The organism is Shewanella sp. TB7-MNA-CIBAN-0143 (assembly GCF_040310065.1).
In the GTDB taxonomy this organism is placed as follows: Bacteria; Pseudomonadota; Gammaproteobacteria; order Enterobacterales; family Shewanellaceae; genus Shewanella.
Map to the genome: position 1 here is coordinate 1 of NZ_JBEOPL010000121.1, position 257 is coordinate 257.

Annotated in this window: 1 pseudogene; it reads right to left on the reverse strand. The window is 43.2% G+C overall.

The window, feature by feature from the left end:
* A pseudogene (locus AAEY97_RS21360) lies at window positions 1-257 on the reverse strand (bifunctional aspartate kinase/homoserine dehydrogenase II); the annotation flags it as partial.

The following is a 257-nucleotide window of genomic DNA, read 5'->3' on the forward strand; positions in this document are numbered from 1 at the left end:
CTTTTAAGCACTGCTGCTGATTATTAGCATGCTGCAGCTGTCCGGTATCTAACGTAAATAACTGCCTAGCGTCATGGGCACAAGCGCTAACGTTAAGCTGTTCTAAGTAAGCGCTTAGTAACCTTGCAGACCACAATTCACCATGTGCTAATAACGCAGCTTCAGCTAATGTCCCTTGCTTAGCCTGCTTGGTAATAATACTGAGCTCAGTTTCAAGTAAATCAAGCGCATGGTGCTTAGCGTTAGCTATTAATAAT